Genomic DNA, 17,155 nt, shown 5'->3' with positions numbered 1-17,155 from the left:
GGCCATCGGCGCCGGATGACCGGGAACGTTGAACGGCTTTTATCGATCACAGCATGACACGCTCACTCAGGGGATACGCCCATGCGGCCTGCATCGCTTCTGGCACTCGCGCTGGTTTTCGGGATGGCCACCGCGTTCGCCCAGCCAACGGTCGAGACCGCCGTGGAAGGCCTTGAGCACCCCTGGGCCCTCGCGTTTCTGCCCGGCGGTGAGGCGCTTGTCACCGAGCGTCCAGGACGCCTGCTACGGGTTGACCCGCAGACGGGCGAGCGCACGGCGATTCGCGGAACGCCCCCGGTTGACGCCCGCGGCCAGGGCGGTCTGCTGGACATCGAACTGCACCCGGACTATGCCGAGAACCGCCTGCTCTATCTGACGTGGGCCGGAGAATGTAACGGTGGCAATGCCACGCATCTGGGCCGCGGGCGCCTCAATGGTGAGCGACTGGCAGACTTTGAGACGCTATTCGTGGCCGAACCCTGTGTGCGCAGCACCAAGCACTTTGGCTCGCGCATCGTCTTCGACCGCGAGGGGTATCTTTTCATGACCACCGGTGACCGCGGTGAGCGCGACCATGCCCAGGACCTGGGGGATCACAACGGATCGGTCCTGCGTCTCAATGACGATGGCAGCGTACCAGCGGACAATCCCTTCACGAATCGAGCGGACGCGCAGCCGGCCATTTACAGTTTTGGCCATCGCAACCCGCAGGGCGCCGCGATCCATCCCGAAACCGGCGCGCTATGGATCCATGAACATGGCCCGCGCGGTGGTGACGAGATCAACCTGCCCGAGCCCGGCGGCAATTTCGGTTGGCCCGAGACCACCTATGGCCGTGAATACTGGGGTCCCGAGATCGGGCCCGACGTTCTACCCGGGACGATTCCGCCCATTCATCACTGGACACCCTCCATCGCCCCATCCGGCATGGCGTTCTACACCGGTTCCGTCTTTCCGGACTGGCAGGGCGATCTCTTTGTCGGCGCCCTCGCCCAGGTGCACCTCGCGCATCTCGAACTGGACGGCCGCCGTGTCGTGGAGGAGGAACGCCTGCTCACCGATCGTGGCCGGCGCATCCGTGCCATTGAACAGGGACCGGGCGGGGCGCTCTATCTGCTCACGGACCATGTGAACGGCGAACTGCTGAGGCTGGTGCCGGCTGGCCGGTGAGCGGGCCAGCAGGAAGCGCCTTTTTTATTCTTTTTCGCACTTATCAAATCACTTTAAATTCTTTCCTATTCTACTTATGCCTCCCTAGACTGCTGCTAACCGATCATCAGCAACCAGGAGGCCAATCATGATTGTAGCCAATGCCATCCGCGGGGCTGTGGCGCTCGCCGCCCTCGCCCTCTTCACCGGGCTGACCCAGGCCAGCACAGATGCCCTCGTCAGCACGGACTGGCTGGCCAATAACCTCGACCGGGAAGACGTCCGCGTGATCGAAGTCAGCGTCAACCCGGGCCAGTTCGAACGGGGCCATATCCCCGGCGCCGTTAACCTCCGCTGGCACACGGACCTCGTCGACACGGTAAGCCGGGACATCATCGCCCGTGACGACTTCCAGGCTCTGCTGCGCGATGCCGGCATCTCCGATGACACCGAGGTCATTCTCTACGGTGACACCAACAACTGGTTTGCGGCGTGGGGCGCCTGGATCTTCGATATCTACGGTGTGGATAACGTCCGACTGCTTGATGGCGGCCGCGAGAAGTGGGAAGCCGAGGGCCGCGAGCTCGGTATCCGGCCGGCCAGTTACGCACAAGGCGATGTCACAGTGGACGCCGCGGATTACTCCATCCGCGCCTTCCTCCCCGAAGTGGTCGAGGTGGCGAGTAGTGACGAGCCAGCCGCTCAGCTGGTGGACATCCGGTCGGCCGCTGAATATGAAGGCCGTATCATCGCGCCCGATGGGGTGAACGAGCTGTCGGTACGGGCGGGCCATATCCCGGGCGCCGTCAACGTGGGCTGGGGCAACGCGGTCAATGAGGACGGAACGTTCAAGTCGGCCGATGAGCTTGGTGCCCTGTACGCAGAGGCCGGTGTCGATGGCAGCGAGCCGGTGATCACCTACTGCCGCATCGGTGAGCGCTCCAGTCATACCTGGTTCGCGCTCTCGAAGATTCTTGGCTATGACGTGAAGAACTACGACGGCTCCTGGACTGAGTATGGCAACTCGGTGGGTGTCCCGGTCACCAACCTGGCAGGCACTGTCTGGGGCGGGCAGTAACCGAGACTCGGGCATTGCCCTCACACTCACGATGCCAAATAACACCGCAACGACAATCGCTCCGGCCCAGGGCCGGAGCGATTTTTTCTCCAACGCATTAGCGGCGATTGTCGCCATCGGCGTTCTCATCTGGGCCTGGCGACTGAGTGGCGGCGTAGGTGAGCCGCTGGCACTGAGTGTGCTGCTTGGCGCCGCGTTCGGCGTACTGCTACAGCGATCCCGATTCTGTTTTTTCTGCGTGACCCGTGACTTCCTGGAGGGCCGCGACGCCCGCGGCCTGCTCGGCATCATCGCCGCGCTTGCCATGGGCACGCTGGGGTATCACCTGATCTTCGGGCTCTTTGTGCCCGACGCCGCGGCTGGTCGGCTTCCACCCGATGCCCACATCGGCCCGGTCAGCTGGGTACTGGCTGTTGCAGCGTTTGCCTTCGGAGTCGGGATGTCGTTGTCGGGCTCGTGCATCAGTGCCCATCTCTATCGGCTTGGCGAAGGGGCCACCGAATCCATCGCCGCACTCGCCGGCGTTCTGGTCGGCTTCGCGTTGGGTTTCGCCACGTGGAACACACTCTACCTCGCCGCCATCGACCGTGCACCGGTGCTCTGGCTGCCGGCGATGACCGGTTATGGCGGTTCGGTCCTGATCCAGCTGGGCATCCTCGGTGGTCTTGCCCTCCTGCTCATGCGGTGGCATCGCCCCGCCGCCCCGGCCGCCCCGGCCGCACCGGCGGCACCGCCAGGCCTGCGCGCCTGCCTGTTCGGGCAGCGATGGCCCACCTACGTCGGCGGACTGTTGATCGGCGCCCTCGCCATCATGGCCTACCTTCGCGTGGCACCGCTGGGCGTGACCGCCGAGATCGGCAGTATCGCCCGCACCACCGGGGCGGGATTCAGCCTGCTACCGGAGCGGCTGCAGGGCCTGGACGGCTTCTCCGGCTGCGCCACGGCGGTCAAGGACACCCTGCTCTCCGAGAACGGCGCCTTTATCATCGCCCTTGTGCTGGGCTCGTTCGCCTCGGCACTGGCGGCCGGGGATTTCCGCCCGCAGCCGGTGACGCTGGCCAGTACCACCGGCAAGCTGGCCGGTGGCATCCTCATGGGCTGGGGGGCCATGACGGCACTCGGCTGTACCGTGGGGACACTGCTCTCCGGCATCATGGCGGCGGCCGTGTCCGGCTGGGTGTTTGCCTTCTTCTGCATGCTGGGACTGTGGCTTACCTGGTTGCTGAAAAACCGGCGTTAAACGGGAGCGCCCGGTCAAGCGGCCTGGTTCGCTCGCCAGCCCGCCCAGATCAAAGCCGCCCAGGCAAACATGAGGACTGTCCCGCCTACCGGCGTGATGTAGGTGATGGCCATCACATCCAGCAAGACCGCGACATAGATACTGACACTGAATAGCACCGTGCCGACGAACATCAGCCAGCCCGCAATGCGCAGGCGCCCCACCGTCTCGCTTGCCAGCGGGGCGGCAAGCCCCAGCCCGAGGGCGAGCAGGGCGACGGCGTGCACCTGGTTATAGCGCACGGCAGTCATCAGGTAGCGGAAATACTCCGCATCGACGTTCGGCCGGATGGCATGCTCGGAAAATGCACCAAATCCCACTGAGAGCAGGCCGAGCACACCGGCGAGGAGGACGAAGACGGGCATGGGCAGGCTTCCCCGTTAGTGGATTCGATCACAGACCAAAGCACAGATCATATCGCAGGCCACCTGCACCGAGCGATCACGCGGTATGATCTTCGCCATGTCGGCTCAACGCGTCTCCAAGGGATCCTCAAGCGACCAGCCCGTTCGCCACCGTGCAGGACAGGCCGTGAAGGTCGCCGCCGACACCTTTCAACTCTGGTTTGCGCACAACCCCTTCGGCAATGCCGCGGCACTCGCCTTCTACACGCTGTTCTCGCTCGCGCCGATCATGATCCTGGTGATCGCGGTGGCCGGCCTGGTGCTCGGCCCGGAAGCGGCGGAGAGTCGCATCGTCACGAGGCTGCAGGGGTTGATCGGCGCCGAGGCCGCCGAGGCCGCGCGGCAGATGATCGCCAACACGCATATCCGCGAGGCGGGCTGGCTACCGACCCTCTCGAGCATCGGCGCCATCCTGATCGGTGCCACCGCGGTCTTCGTCCAGCTGCAGCGCTCGCTGAACCAGCTCTGGGACGTGGTCATCGGCAAGAAGCGCGCCGCACTGCTTACGGTGATTTACAACCGGCTCATCTCGCTGCTGGTGGTGGCCCTATTCGGCCTGATGATCATCATCTCGCTCACCGCCACGGTCGCGCTCCGGGCGGCCACCGAGTTTGCCAGCGTCTGGCTGCCGTTCAACGTCGCCCGCCTCGCGCAGCTCGAACCGTTGGTCAGCGTGACCCTCATCGCCCTGTTTCTGACCGTGATCTTCCGCATCCTGCCGGATACCGAGCGCCCGATCCGCTGGCGCCACACCGTTCCGGGGGCACTGCTTGCCGCCATGCTTTTCATGCCGGGCCGCTACCTCATGGCCACCTACCTCACCCTCAAGGCGCCGACATCGGCCTATGGCGCCGCCGGCTCGCTGGTGGTGCTGATGCTCTGGGTGTACGGTTCGGCGCTCATCGTGCTGCTGGGCGCGGCACTGAGCCGGGCGCTGCATGATCGCGGCGCTACCGACAGCCCATCCGGGTAGCCAGCGCGCCCAGATCATCCGCGACGAAATCCGGCGCCGGCAGCCGCGGCACGGTCATCACCGCGTTCCCCGGGCGCTGGACAAAGGCGCCCTGACAACCCACCGCCTGCGCACCAATCGTATCCCAGACATGACAGGCCACCAGACAGAGATCGGTGATTGGCGCGCCCAGCGCATCAGCGACCTGGCGGTAGCATTCCGGCGCCGGTTTGAAACGCGAAACGGCGTCCACACTGAAATGATCCTCGAAAAAGCCGGCGATACCTGCCCGCTCCAACGACGTGGGTGAGCCCGCGGGTGGGGAATTGGTCAGTGTCACCAGGCGAAAACCGCCGTCACGAAAGCGCTCCAGTGCGGGGGCCACATCGCCCACCGCCGGCATGGCGCCGATTGCCGTGGCCAGTGTCTGTATATCCGCGTCGCTGATCCCGACGCCGACGATCTCGCCACGCATGCGCAGCACGGCGGCCGCCAGCTCGTTGAATGGCCGGTATTGGCCAGCAAGCGTCAGCGTCTGGGAGTAGAGAATAAGCTCGGCAAACCAGTCGCGCATGGCGCGGCGCTCGCCAAACAGGTCCTCGAATACCGGCTCCAGGGCCGTCAGGTCGAGCAGTGTCTCGTTGACATCGAAGACGAGGATCGGGGCGGGACTGGGCATGTCGCATCCTCACAATCACAGAAATTGACGCATCAGTAATAGCCGGCTAGCTTTTCGCCGACAAGGGAGAAACGCTTTGAGCCGACCCACAGTTCATGACATCGCAGAGGAAGCAGGTGTCAGCCTGGCGACCGTCGATCGCGTACTGAACGAGCGCCCTGGCGTGCGCCGGAAGACCATGGACAAGGTATTCGCGGCGGCAGATCGGCTCGGCTATGTGCGAGACACCTCAGCCGCCAACCTTGCGAAACAAAGACAGTACCGATTCGCATTCATCCTGCCAGACGGGCCGAGCCAGTTCGTCGAGGCGCTCGAATCCACTCTCAACGAGGCCTCCTCTTACCACGTTGCCGAGCGCACTGTGGTCGAGACCCTCCGCGTTCCCCAACGTGATCCACACGCCATTGTGAGGACATTGCAGGGCCTCGGGACAGAAAAACTCGATGGCATCGCGTTAATGGTGCCGGAGACGCCCCAGGTCCGTGATGCTGTTGCCCGTCTCAAGGACGCCGGCCTTGCCATTGTCGCGCTGGTCTCGGACCTTCCGAATTCCCGCCGCGACTACTTCCTCGGCGTCAATAGTGTTGCCGCAGGGCGGACGGCGGCACAACTCATGGGCCGGTTCGCACAAAAACCCGGTGAAATCCTGGTGGTGACAAATTCGATTCACTCCAGGGACAGCCTCGAGCGGCGGGTCGGCTTCGACGAAGTCATTGCAGCGGAATTCCCGCATCTCACCGTGCTGCCGTCGGTGGAGGCCTATGACGATCCCGTCCGAATGGGCCGCATCCTTGAGCAGGTTTTTAACAGCCGGGAACAGCTTGCCGGCATCTACTCCGTTGGCTCGGGCAACTCCGCCCTGCTTGATCACCTGCGCCGGCATGAACGACAGAGCGACCTCCACGTGATTGCCCACGAGCTCACGCCCGCCACCTACCGGGCGCTGTCGAACGATGAGATTGCCGCGGTTATCGCGCACAACGTTGGCCATCTGATTCGCGGCGCCCTGCGTGTCTTGCGCGCACTCTGCGACGACCTGCTGATCTATGAAGCCCAGGAGCAGGCACGCATCGAGATCTTCCTGCGCGAAAACCTTCCCTGATCAGCAATCCGGCCGGACCGGCATCCGATGAACACATTGGTGTTGAAAAGAGGTACGTACCTCATATATGTTCAAGCCAGCACTTGAGGGATTCGGTTCAGGTGCGAGAACAGAATAAAACCGTCATTCGACCGGAGGAGATCACCGATGAAAAGCGCCAAGCTATTGGCGGCGGCAGCCTTCACCGCGGCCTCGGGCCTCACCGTGACCAACGCGCATGCCGACGACCTGACTCTCTGCTGGGCCGCCTGGGATCCAGCCAATGCACTCATAGAGCTCTCCAAGGATTTTGAGGAACAGTCCGGGCACAACATGAGCTTCGAGTTCGTGCCGTGGCCGAATTTCGCCGACCGCATGCTCAACGAGCTCAACTCCGGCGGTGAGCTCTGCGACCTGATGATCGGCGATAGTCAGTGGATTGGACTCGGTGCGGAGGCCGGCCACTACGTGAAGCTGAATGAATTCTTCAACGCTGAAGGCATCTCGATGGATGACTTCATTCCGGCGACCGTGGCCGGTTACTCGGAGTGGCCGAAGGGCACCCCGAATTACTGGGCGTTGCCGGCATTCGGTGACGTGGTTGGCTGGACCTACCGCAAGGACTGGTTCGAGCGTCCCGAACTTCAGGCGGAATTCCAGGAGACCTATGGCCGTGAGCTCGACGTCCCCGCGACACTCGAGGAGCTGAAGGACATTGCGGAGTTCTTCCAGGGCCGCGAAATCGACGGCAACACGGTCTACGGCGCGGCGATCTATACTGAACGCGGCTCCGAAGGGATCACCATGGGCGCGACCAATGCGCTCTACAACTACGGCTTCGAGTACGGCAGCCCGGATAACCCCTATATTCTCGATGGATATGTGAACTCGGAGGGTGCCGTCGAGGGCCTGGAGTTCTACAAAGAACTCTACGACTGCTGCACACCGCCGGGATCCTCAAACTGGTACATGTCCGAGACGATCGACGCATTCAAGTCGGGGCAGGTCGCGCTACAGATGAACTTTGCCTTCATCTGGCCCGGCGTGCACGCCGATCCGAATGTCGGGGCTGAAAAGGCCGGCTACTTCCCGAACCCGGCGGGTCCGGCAGGCCAGTATGCCCAGCTCGGCGGCCAGGGGATCTCCGTAGTGTCCTACTCCGACAGTCAGGACGCGGCGCTGGAGTACATCAAGTGGTTCGCCCAGCCTGAGGTGCAGACACGCTGGTGGGAGCTGGGTGGCTACTCGGCACTGAAGGCCGTGGTGGAAGATCCGGATTTCGAATCGAGCCAGCCTTATGCCAAGACCTTCCTCGACTCCATGGCGATCGTGAAGGACTTCTGGGCTGAACCCGCCTACGCGTCCCTGCTGATCCCCATGCAGGAGCGCATCCACAACTACGTGGTGGCGGATCAGGGTACCGCTCAAGAGGCGCTTGACGGCCTCGTGGAAGACTGGACCGAGGTCTTCGAGGACGAGGGCAAGCTCTAAGGCAACGCCATGCTGCCGCCCGTTGCACGGGCGGCACTGGCAACAACCGGCGGGACTGCTGGCATGGCCGCAGTCCCGCAACCCCCCAACAAACCGCCGGGAAGCTGTCTCATGTCCGGGACTGTCGTAGATCGTGACGCGAAAGCAGCGCCAGTCCGTGTGGCGCGACGAATCCGAGGGTTATCCGATAGAGCCATCGCCTGGATCTTTGTCGCGCCAACGATCGTACTGCTACTCGCCGTCAACATATTCCCGCTGATCTGGACGATCCGGCTCAGCTTCACCAACTACCGCGCCAACCGGCCCAATGCCGAGGTCAGCTGGGTGGGGCTGCGTAACTACGAGCGGATCCTCACCGACAGCGACGTCTGGCTGACAATGCAGGCAACCGCCCATTTCCTGTTTTGGACACTGTTCCTGCAGGTGCTGATCGGTTTTGCACTGGCGTGGCTGATCAATCGTAAGTTCAAGGGCAATGACCTCTGGACTACCGTCATCGTGCTCCCGATGATGCTCTCTCCCGCCGTCGTCGGGAATTTCTGGACGCTGCTCTATCAGCCGCAGATCGGTGTCTTCAATCACGTCATGGCGTTTTTCACCGGCGCCGACCCGCAGCAGTTCTCCATGATCGGCGATGTCAATCTCGCCCCCTGGGCCATCGTCATCGTCGACACCTGGATGTGGACGCCCTTCATCATGCTGATCTGCCTCGCGGGGCTGAGATCGATTCCTGATTCGATCTACGAGGCGGCAGAATGTGATCGAGCTTCCCAGTGGCGTCAGTTCTGGACGATCACGATCCCCATGACGCTGCCATTCCTGATGCTGGCCGTACTCTTCCGGGGTATCGAGAACTTCAAGATGTTCGACCTCGTCGTGCAGCTCACCGGCGGCGGCCCGGGCAATGTCACCACCCTCACCTCGATCGATCTCAAGCGCGAGGCGTTCGAGAAGTGGCGAACCGGCTTCTCCTCGGCCTACGCCGTGATCCTTTTCGTGACGGTATTTGGCCTCGCCTCGATCTATGTGAAGGCCCTGAACAAGGTGAAGGAGCGATGAGCGGCTTTTCCATCACTGAGCCATCCGGGCGGCAGAAAACCATCGCCGGCGTACTGGTCGTCACCTACGCATTGATCACCCTTCTGCCCCTGCTCTGGATCATAGGTACCGGCTTCAAGTCATCCTCCGACGCCATCGCCTATCCACCGAAAGTGGTTTTCGAGCCATCGCTGGAGGGCTACGTCAACCTTTTCACCACGCAGACACGGCAGAGCCCTGAGTACCTGGAGGCCAATCCACCCGAGAACTGGTACGAGGAGATCGTTCACGACAAGGGGATGGTCATCGCCGGTGCGTCGCGTTTCGGCGAACGGTTCATGAACTCGGTGATCATCGGCTTCGGGTCGACTTTCCTGTCGGTTTTCCTCGGCACGCTTGCGGCCTACGCGTTTTCACGCTTCCGCGTCCCGCTGAAGGACGATCTGCTCTTCTTCATCCTCTCGACGCGGATGATGCCGCCGATTGCGATCGCGATACCCATCTTTCTGATGTTCAGGGCGGCGGGCCTGAGCGACACCCACGCCGGAATGATACTGCTCTACACCGCCGTCAATCTGTCACTGTCGGTCTGGTTGCTGAAGGGTTTCATCGACGAGATACCGCGCGAGTACGAAGAGGCGGCACTCATTGATGGGTACACCCGATTTCAGGCCTTCCGAAAGGTCGTACTGCCCCAGGCGGCTGCGGGCATCGCGTCCACCGCGATCTTCTGCCTGATATTCGCCTGGAATGAGTACGCCTTTGCCGTGCTACTCACCTCGGGTACGGCCCAGACCGCTCCGCCCTTCCTGCCCACCATCATCGGCGTCGGTGGCCGGGACTGGCCCGCGGTTGCCGCCGGCGTAACGATTTTCCTGCTGCCCGTGATGGTGTTCACCATTCTTCTGCGCAGGCATCTGCTGCGCGGCATCACCTTTGGAGCAGTGCGCAAATGAACCGCTTCATCCATGGACTCCTGCAGCTGCGAAGAGGCCCCTGGGAGATGCTCGCTTCCATTCTGATTGCGTTGGGCGTTTTCATGCTGATGCAGCCGTACATCATCACGGCATTCACCTACTCTTTTATCGTCACGCTGGTGGGCACCGTGATGTTCATTATCGTCAGCCACTTTCCGGAGTGACCGATGGCGGAAATTCTCATCAAGAATCTGCGCAAAGAGTTCGGCTCTTTCACCGCCGTGGAGTCCTCGAGCTTTCGTATTCAGGATGGCGAGTTCTTCATGCTTCTCGGCCCGTCCGGCTGCGGCAAGACCACGACGTTACGCATGATCGCCGGGCTTGAGCTGCCGACCTCCGGGTCGATTTACATCGATGGCGAGGAAGTGAGCCAGAAGCGGGCAAGCCAGCGGGACATCGCCTTCGTTTTCCAGATGTTCGCGCTCTATCCGCATATGAACGTGCGCAAGAACATCAGCTACCCGCTGATCAGCCAGAGTGTCCCTCGCAGCGAAGCGAATGAGAAAGTCGAGGAAGTCGCCCGCATCCTCGGCATCACCGAACTCCTCGACAAACGGGTCGGCGGACTCTCCGGCGGAGATCGTCAGCGGGTCGCCCTGGGACGAGCCATCGTTCGTGATCCGAAGTGCTTCCTCATGGATGAGCCCCTTGGTGCGCTGGATGCCGAGTTCCGCGAATACATGGCAGAAGAACTCCGAGCGCTGCACAACCGCATGGGTGCTACAACGGTTTATGTGACCCATGACCAGCTGGAGGCCATGCAAATGGGCGACAAGATCGTGGTCATGAACCACGGCGTGATCGAACAGTTCGGGCGGCCACAGGACATCTATGACAAGCCGGCCACCCTGTTTGTGGCCGAGTTCATTGGCTCTCCGCCGATGAACTTTCTGCGCTTCGAAGGTGCCCTCGAGGCGGGTGCGGAGACGGTCAGGATGCATCATGAATCGCTTCCGGTACCGGTCCAGCGCGAGGCTTTCGAGGGCCAGATGGTGTACGGCGTGCGACCCGAGCACGTCCGTTTTTCCGATACGTCCCGGTATCGCGGGGAGGTCCTGGCCGTTGAATACCTCGGCACCACCCAGATCGTCACGCTGCATACCCCGGACGGTGAGCTCAAGGCTCGGGTCCCCTCGACACAGCGCGTGCAACCGGGTGAGCCCGTCGGTCTCGATTTCAACGGTGCCACAGTCAGTCTGTTCGACGAGCAGTCCGGCCGGGCACTCCGGTCAGCGCTGAACGAAGGAGTGCTGTCGCATGGCTGACGTATCGGTTACCGGCATTTGCAAGCAATTCGGCACGACGCGCGCCGTGCAGGACGTCAACCTTGAGATCGCGAACGGCGCATTCGTCGTGCTGCTCGGCCCGACCGGCGCCGGCAAGACCACGATCCTACGCCTGATCGCCGGGTTGGAGAGACCGGATGCCGGCGATGTTCTCATCAATGGGCAGTCCGTCTTGGGCATGACGCCCGCGCAGCGTGACGTCGCCATGGTCTTCCAGCAGTACTCCCTTTACCCCCACATGACCGTCCGGGACAACCTGGCATTCCCGCTGCGCTCGCCAATCCTGAAAACGCCCGAGCCGGAGATCTCGCGCCGGGTTCAGGAAGTCGCGGAGGTACTCGCTATCGCGCACAAGCTCGACAACAAGGCGACTGCCCTCTCCGGTGGCGAAATGCAGCGTGTCTCAATCGGCCGCGCCCTTGTCCGTGATCCTGCGATATACCTCATGGACGAACCGCTGAGTTCGTTGGATGCAAAGCTGCGGGCGGATCTGCGCATCGAACTCAAGCGCATACACGCCAACCTCGGTGCAACGCTGCTCTACGTGACCCATGATCAGATCGAGGCCATGACCATGGCCACGCAGGTGGGCGTGCTCGACGAAGGCAGACTGGTGCAGTTCGGCCCACCACGGGAGATCTACGAGAACCCTGTCAGCCTCTATGTGGCAGGTCGGCTGGGCTCACCACGCATCAATACCCTTCCGGCGAGCCTGTTCGGCGGCGCACCGACACGCGCCGCGACCATTGGTCTGCGCCCGGAACATATCCAGCAGGGCGAAGGCAAGCCGGCAGAGGTGGTGCGAGTGGAGCCGCTGGGTGATCAGACGCGGCTGCATCTTCGCCTTGAAGGCCATGACATCGTCACGCTCACGGATTCCCACAACGAGCTGGAAGCTGGCGACTACCTGCCAATCCAGCCCCTTAATCCGCTGTATTTCGACGCCGCCGGCGATCGAGTTGTCTGAGGAACAACGCAATGAAGCAGTTCATTAATGCGAAGGAAACCCTGGTCACGGAGGCGATTGACGGGACCTTGCGCACGGCGGGGGGTCGGCTCGCGCGACTCGATGGCTACCCGCATATCAAAGTGGTGGTGCGCACGGACTGGGACCGCTCGAAGGTCGCAGTGATCTCTGGTGGGGGATCGGGCCACGAGCCCAGTCACGCCGGCTTTGTCGGCCGGGGAATGCTGACCGCCGCCGTCTGCGGCGAGGTCTTCGCCTCGCCATCGGTCGATGCCGTGCTCGCTGGCATCCTGGCGGTGACAGGGAAGGCAGGCTGTCTTCTGATCGTCAAGAATTACACCGGAGACCGCCTCAATTTCGGCCTGGCGGCGGAGCGCGCAAGAGCGCAGGGCCTCAAGGTCGAAATGGTAATCGTGGACGATGACATCGCCCTGCCCGACCTGCCCCAGCCCCGCGGGGTCGCGGGGACCCTGTTCGTTCACAAGATCGCCGGTGCACTTGCCGAGCAGGGTGTTGAACTGGAGAGGGTGGCCGAGGCGGCCAGGCGAATCATCAAGGGTGCCGTTTCCATCGGCATGTCACTGGATACCTGCACCATCCCCGGGTCTCCGAAGGAGGAGCGCATCCCGGCGGGCAAGGCGGAGCTCGGCCTTGGTATTCATGGTGAGCCCGGCGTCGAACAGGTCGCCTTCTCGTCGGCGCGCGAGGCAATGCAGATGGTCGTGGAGCGGCTGGAACCGGCCATGGGGACTGGCCCGCATGTTGCGCTACTCAATAATCTCGGCAGCAGCACCCCGCTTGAGATGTCTGTCCTCGCCGAGGCGTTATGTCAGTCGCGCATTGGCCAACAGATCCGCATGCTGATCGGCCCGGCGCCCATGATGACCTCGCTCGACATGCGCGGTTTCTCGGTGTCGTTACTCCCACTCACCGAGGCGGATCAAGCAGCACTTGTCGCACCGGTTGCTCCGTGGGCCTGGCCCGGCTGCTCGAGCGTCGGAGAAATTCGAGTGGAACCACTGCCTGACGGGCTGACGCCGATCCAGGCCATCCCTTCCGAGAACACCGAAACGCGGGTATTTCTTGAGCATTGCTGCACCATTCTCATCGACGCCGAGCAGGATTTGAATGCCCTTGATGCCAAATCGGGCGATGGCGATACCGGTAGCACCCTGGCAACCGCCGCGCGGGCGCTGATCAAGGCCATGGACAAGCTTCCGCTGGCCGATCAGACCCAGCTCTACCGGGCCATTGGGCTGGAACTCAGCCAGACCATGGGCGGCTCCTCCGGTGTCCTGCTGGCAATCTTCTTTGCGGCGGCAGGCGATGCATCGGCGTCGGGCATGGGGCCAGTTGATGCGCTGAAGGCGGGTCTTGAGCGGATCCAGCAGGTCGGCGGGGCGCAACCGGGCGACCGCACCATGATCGATGCACTTGCGCCCGCGCTCGATGCGCTCGCAAGCGGCTTACCGGCGGCCGCGAGCGCGGCGCGTAATGGCGCAGACAAAACCGCCACCATCACGCGTGCCAAAGCGGGCCGGGCGAGCTACCTCGCCGAGGATAGCCTGTCGGGCCACAATGATCCTGGTGCTGAGGCGGTGGCAAGACTGTTCGAGGCGCTCTCCGGGTAAGCGCCCTCTCAGTGCGCCAGATAGCGATCCAGCGCGTCGGCAAAGCGTTTGCGGTCAGTGGCGCTCAGACTGGGCGGGCCGCCGGTGTGTATGCCGCTGCTGCGCAGGGTTTCCATGAAATCGCGCATCTGCAGCCGGGCACGGATATTCTCGCGGGTCTGCTCTTCTCCGCGAGGCGATAAGACATGCGCACCCCTATCAATGACCTCGGCGGCCAGGGGAATGTCACTGGTGATCACGAGATCGCCTGACGCGACCCGACGCACGATCTCGTCGTCCGCCACGTCAAATCCCGAACCCACCTGGACGGTGTCGATCAGCGGTGATGGCGGCGTACGGATGGGCTGGTTGGCAATGAGCGTCAGCCTCGCCCCCACCCGCTGAGCGGCACGGAAGAGAATCTCCCGAATCGGCACCGGGCAGGCATCGGCATCCACCCAGAGGTGAGCTTTATGGGTCGCAGTATCAGCCATGGCAGCAGCCTAACAGAGCCCAGGATCAGCGCATGCATTGCGGGCTTCGCGGCCAGTCGCTAGGCTCTGCGCACCATGCGACTTCTACTCATCCGCCATGCACAGACCACGGCCAATCACGAGGGCCGATGGCAGGGGCATAGTGATTACCCGTTGAGTGCGCTGGGCCAGCGGCAGGCGCGCTGCCTGGCGGATGGGCTGTTGAGTGCCTTCGAAGCGGAAGGTGTCACCCCCGGTGTGATCTACAGCTCACCGCTGGGCCGGGCCCAGGCCACCTCGGCGGCGTTGGCGAGTGCATTTTCGCTACCGATCAAAACCCTTGCCGATCTGAGCGAGTACCACGTCGGCGTGTTCTCGGCGCGGACCTGGGCCGAGCTGGAGGCGGAACATCCGGAAGTCGCCCGGCAGTTCGCGGCGAAGCGCGACTGGAACGCCGTCCCGGAGGCGGAGACGCTGCAGTCACGCGAGCGTCGGGCCTCCGCCGTGGTCGAGCGCCTGCTCGCAGACCACCGGGCTGGGGAGACCGTGCTCTGCGTAACGCACGGGGGGTTCCTGCAGTACCTGCTCTCGGCGGTGCTCGGGACCCGGCGCATCTGGGGGGTGCGGCCGCACAACACCGCCGTTTTCGAGTTCGAGCTCACCCCCGAAGGCCATGCCGAAACGCGGGCGTCTTCCGAGGGCCTCAGCACCTACCGCTGCCGCATTCTGCGATTCAATGACACCCAACACCTCGCCGGGCTGACGGACACAACAGCCGGCGAGGCGGATTGAAGATCAAACCATGACCGAGCACACGATCACCCTCCTCGACGGCGGCATGGGCCAGGAGCTGCGCAAACGCATGCAGGCACCGGCGACACCACTGTGGTCGGCGCAGGTCATGCGCGATGAGCCGGATCTGGTCGCCGCGGTGCATCGTGACTACATCGCGGCCGGGGCGGATGTCATCACCGTCAATACCTACGTCGCCACTCCCCAGCGCCTGGCCCGCGACGGGGATCCTGCATGGTTCGATTCACTGCAGAAGGCAGCACTCGACGCCGCGCATTCGGCCCGCGATAAGAGCGATCGCCGGGTCCGCATAGCCGGCTGTCTGCCCCCGCTGGTGGCGAGTTATCACGCCGAGCTCGTCCCGGACGATGCCACCTGCCAGCGAGACTACGCCCGCCTCGTCGAGGTACAGGCCGGCGGCGTGGATCTTTTCATCGCCGAGACCATGAGCCTCACCCGCGAGGCGGTCGCCGCGGCCCACGCGGGCAGGCAGAGTGGCCGGCCAGTCTGGATCGCCTTCACCGTGGATGATCAGGACGGGACGCGGTTGCGCTCGGGGGAGCCACTCGCCGATGCGGCATCGGCCGTTGTGGAGGCCGGCGCCGATGCCGTACTGATCAACTGCTCTGCCCCGGAGGCCGTCACCACCGCTATGCCAATCCTGGCCGGTCGAGGCGTCCCCTTCGGCGGCTATGCCAATGGCTTCGAGGCGGCAGCCGAGCTCGAGGCCGGCGGCACCGTGGATGCCTTGACCGCGCGCGAGAGCATGACGCCCGCCGTCTATGCCGGGCATGTGCGGGACTGGATCGATGCCGGCGCCACGATCGTGGGCGGCTGCTGCGAGATCGGCCCCGCGCATATCGCGGCGTTGCATCGCCGGTTCAGGTCGCCTGGCCCGCCCTGAGCGCGCGCGGGCGAACCGGTGCCGGTAGCGCCGGACACACCTCCGCTACGGTCGCCAGTGCGCCCGGAATTCATCCAGCGGAATCTTGAGATAGCACATGCCATTGCCCTCCGCCGGCGGGAACTCGCCGGCGCGGATATTGACCTGCACGGCGGACAGGATCAGCGTCGGCATGGGCAGGGTGGCGTCACGGGCCTCCCGCAATGCTACGAAGTCCGCCTCGCTGGTGCCGGCGCCGACGTGGATGTTGCCTTCCCGCTCCGCGCCAATGGTGGTCTCGTTGGCCGGCCCGCGCGCCTCGGTGCCATAGTCATGCAAAACGAACACTCGCTGGCTGTCCGGCAGGGCCTCGAACAGCCGATGGATCGAGCGATAAAGGTCGGTTGCCGACCCGGCCGGGAAGTCGCAGCGCGCGGTACCGGCGTCGGGCAGGAAGAGCGTGTCGCCCACGAACACCGCATCACCGATCACATAACTGACATGATCGCTGGTATGCCCCGGGGTGTGGATGACCTGTGCGGGGAGTTCGCCGATGGCGAAGGGCTCCCCGTCGGCGAACAGGTGGTCGAATTGTCGGCCATCGCTCGGGAAATCCGAGCCAAGGTTGAAGAGCCGGACGAAGCGCGCCTGCACCTGCGTGATCCCCTCGCCGATCGCCACCGGCGCGCCGAAGCGGGCCTTGAGGAAGGGGATCGCCATCATGTGATCGGCATGGGCGTGGGTCTCCAGCAACCAGTCCACCGTCAGCCCCTCGGCCTCGACGATATCCACCAGCGCCTGCGCAGTGTCCGTCTCGCTGCGGCCCGACGCGGGGTCATAGTCGAGCACCGGGTCGATGATCGCGGCCCGGCGGGTCGCCGGATCCCAGACGACATACGAGTACGTATGACTGGGCGGATGGAAGACATGACGTACTTCCGGTCTCACAATGGATGGACTCCTCGTTGCACGTTAACGGCCACTGTAAGAAAGTGGCGGGGGCTCGCCAAGCGGGG

General features: G+C 63.5%; 18 protein-coding genes. 14 read left to right on the top strand and 4 right to left on the bottom strand.

What is annotated here, in order from left to right; genetic code table 11:
- Window positions 1-81 precede the first annotated feature (81 nt).
- The 3 genes from V6X30_RS03305 to V6X30_RS03295 all read left to right on the top strand — a co-directional run bounded on the left by V6X30_RS03305 (window position 82) and on the right by V6X30_RS03295 (window position 3,467).
- Window positions 82-1,170: a PQQ-dependent sugar dehydrogenase gene (locus tag V6X30_RS03305; RefSeq protein ID WP_367983222.1), complete on the top strand. Its 1,089-nt coding sequence runs from the start codon at window positions 82-84 to the stop codon at window positions 1,168-1,170.
- A 127-nt stretch (window positions 1,171-1,297) separates the two neighbouring features.
- On the top strand, window positions 1,298-2,227 hold the full coding sequence (locus tag V6X30_RS03300; protein WP_367983221.1) for a sulfurtransferase: 930 nt from the start codon (window positions 1,298-1,300) through the stop codon (window positions 2,225-2,227).
- A gap of 31 nt (window positions 2,228-2,258) precedes the next feature.
- Window positions 2,259-3,467, top strand: a complete 1,209-nt coding sequence (locus V6X30_RS03295) for a YeeE/YedE family protein (RefSeq protein WP_367983219.1) — start codon at window positions 2,259-2,261, stop codon at window positions 3,465-3,467.
- A 14-nt stretch (window positions 3,468-3,481) separates the two neighbouring features.
- Here V6X30_RS03295 and V6X30_RS03290 read toward each other — a convergent pair whose 3' ends face one another.
- Complete coding sequence (locus V6X30_RS03290) at window positions 3,482-3,871, bottom strand: DUF423 domain-containing protein (RefSeq protein WP_367983218.1); 390 nt, start codon at window positions 3,869-3,871, stop codon at window positions 3,482-3,484.
- A 166-nt stretch (window positions 3,872-4,037) separates the two neighbouring features.
- Here V6X30_RS03290 and V6X30_RS03285 point away from each other — a divergent pair, with 166 nt between their 5' ends.
- Complete coding sequence (locus V6X30_RS03285; RefSeq protein ID WP_367983217.1) at window positions 4,038-4,883, top strand: YihY/virulence factor BrkB family protein; 846 nt, start codon at window positions 4,038-4,040, stop codon at window positions 4,881-4,883.
- Here the strand turns inward: V6X30_RS03285 and V6X30_RS03280 are convergent.
- Window positions 4,861-5,541 carry a haloacid dehalogenase type II gene (locus V6X30_RS03280; protein ID WP_367983216.1) on the bottom strand — a complete coding sequence of 227 codons (681 nt, stop codon included), beginning with the start codon at window positions 5,539-5,541 and terminating at the stop codon, window positions 4,861-4,863. The two genes, V6X30_RS03285 and V6X30_RS03280, sit on opposite strands and share 23 nt — an antisense overlap.
- A gap of 76 nt (window positions 5,542-5,617) precedes the next feature.
- On the opposite strand from V6X30_RS03280, the gene V6X30_RS03275 reads away from it, so the two are divergent.
- From V6X30_RS03275 to V6X30_RS03240, 8 genes are all read left to right on the top strand, one after another.
- Window positions 5,618-6,643 carry a LacI family DNA-binding transcriptional regulator gene (locus tag V6X30_RS03275; protein WP_367983214.1) on the top strand — a complete coding sequence of 342 codons (1,026 nt, stop codon included), beginning with the start codon at window positions 5,618-5,620 and terminating at the stop codon, window positions 6,641-6,643.
- Between the two features lie 147 nt (window positions 6,644-6,790).
- Entirely contained in the window at window positions 6,791-8,113 is a 1,323-nt protein-coding gene (locus tag V6X30_RS03270) for an ABC transporter substrate-binding protein (RefSeq protein WP_367983213.1), read from the top strand.
- Between the two features lie 159 nt (window positions 8,114-8,272).
- The gene (locus V6X30_RS03265) at window positions 8,273-9,172 is read left to right on the top strand and encodes a carbohydrate ABC transporter permease (protein ID WP_367983212.1); all 900 of its coding nucleotides are present in this window, start codon (window positions 8,273-8,275) and stop codon (window positions 9,170-9,172) included.
- Entirely contained in the window at window positions 9,169-10,107 is a 939-nt protein-coding gene (locus V6X30_RS03260) for a carbohydrate ABC transporter permease (protein WP_367983211.1), read from the top strand. The genes V6X30_RS03265 and V6X30_RS03260 overlap by 4 nt, the downstream gene beginning before the upstream one ends.
- A complete protein-coding gene (locus tag V6X30_RS03255; RefSeq protein ID WP_367983210.1) occupies window positions 10,104-10,292 on the top strand; it encodes a hypothetical protein in 189 nt (62 codons plus the stop codon). The genes V6X30_RS03260 and V6X30_RS03255 overlap by 4 nt, the downstream gene beginning before the upstream one ends.
- A gap of 3 nt (window positions 10,293-10,295) precedes the next feature.
- Complete coding sequence (locus V6X30_RS03250) at window positions 10,296-11,393, top strand: ABC transporter ATP-binding protein (RefSeq protein WP_367983209.1); 1,098 nt, start codon at window positions 10,296-10,298, stop codon at window positions 11,391-11,393.
- A complete protein-coding gene (locus V6X30_RS03245; protein WP_367983208.1) occupies window positions 11,386-12,381 on the top strand; it encodes an ABC transporter ATP-binding protein in 996 nt (331 codons plus the stop codon). The genes V6X30_RS03250 and V6X30_RS03245 overlap by 8 nt, the downstream gene beginning before the upstream one ends.
- An 11-nt stretch (window positions 12,382-12,392) precedes the next feature.
- Window positions 12,393-14,012 carry a dihydroxyacetone kinase subunit DhaK gene (locus V6X30_RS03240; protein ID WP_367983207.1) on the top strand — a complete coding sequence of 540 codons (1,620 nt, stop codon included), beginning with the start codon at window positions 12,393-12,395 and terminating at the stop codon, window positions 14,010-14,012.
- An 8-nt stretch (window positions 14,013-14,020) separates the two neighbouring features.
- On the opposite strand, the gene V6X30_RS03235 is transcribed toward V6X30_RS03240, so the two are convergent.
- Window positions 14,021-14,485 (bottom strand): YaiI/YqxD family protein, encoded by a 465-nt coding sequence (locus V6X30_RS03235; RefSeq protein WP_367983206.1) that lies wholly within the window; start codon window positions 14,483-14,485, stop codon window positions 14,021-14,023.
- A 75-nt stretch (window positions 14,486-14,560) separates the two neighbouring features.
- Between V6X30_RS03235 and V6X30_RS03230 the strand changes: the two genes are divergently transcribed.
- Both V6X30_RS03230 and V6X30_RS03225 read left to right on the top strand, forming a co-directional pair.
- The gene (locus V6X30_RS03230; RefSeq protein WP_367983205.1) at window positions 14,561-15,256 is read left to right on the top strand and encodes a histidine phosphatase family protein; all 696 of its coding nucleotides are present in this window, start codon (window positions 14,561-14,563) and stop codon (window positions 15,254-15,256) included.
- A gap of 10 nt (window positions 15,257-15,266) precedes the next feature.
- The gene (locus V6X30_RS03225) at window positions 15,267-16,160 is read left to right on the top strand and encodes a homocysteine S-methyltransferase family protein (RefSeq protein WP_367983204.1); all 894 of its coding nucleotides are present in this window, start codon (window positions 15,267-15,269) and stop codon (window positions 16,158-16,160) included.
- 45 nt (window positions 16,161-16,205) lie between these two features.
- Here V6X30_RS03225 and V6X30_RS03220 read toward each other — a convergent pair whose 3' ends face one another.
- Complete coding sequence (locus tag V6X30_RS03220; protein WP_367983203.1) at window positions 16,206-17,087, bottom strand: MBL fold metallo-hydrolase; 882 nt, start codon at window positions 17,085-17,087, stop codon at window positions 16,206-16,208.
- Between the last annotated feature and the right edge of the window lie 68 nt (window positions 17,088-17,155).

The sequence above is a fragment of the Spiribacter sp. 1M189 genome, assembly GCF_040838345.1.
Lineage (GTDB): Bacteria > Pseudomonadota > Gammaproteobacteria > Nitrococcales > Nitrococcaceae > Spiribacter > Spiribacter insolitus.
This window is presented reverse-complemented; position numbering and strand designations above follow the sequence as displayed.